Genomic DNA, 319 nt, shown 5'->3' on the forward strand with positions numbered 1-319 from the left:
TCTCCCAAAACAAACCGGTGCTGGATGCCTTTCTGGAACATTTGGGGCCGACGCTTTCGCTCTCCATTCTTGCCCAGGTCATTTCTATCATTTTTGCCATACCAATCGGCATCATTGCCGCCAGGAAGCGGGGGTCGAAAACTGACCAGTTCTTCATGGCGCTGGTTATGCTCGGAATGGCGGTACCGAGCTTTTTATTAGGTCTGTTGCTCATGCAGCTGTTCGGTGTAAAGCTGAAATGGTTCCCTGTTGCCGGATATGAACCGTTGAGCGCAGGGTTCTGGAACCATTTGCGGTATATGATCATGCCCGCTTTAGC

1 protein-coding gene is annotated in these 319 nt (G+C 51.1%); it reads left to right on the forward strand.

Annotated elements, in window-relative coordinates; genetic code table 11:
• Window positions 1–17 precede the first annotated feature (17 nt).
• Window positions 18–319, forward strand: a 302-nt coding sequence (locus tag ACLWS4_RS38280; protein ID WP_416876606.1) for an ABC transporter permease subunit, incomplete at its 3' end; no start/stop codon positions are given.

Source organism: Kitasatospora sp. SC0581 (assembly GCF_048159585.1).
Classification (GTDB): Bacteria; Actinomycetota; Actinomycetes; order Streptomycetales; family Streptomycetaceae; genus Kitasatospora.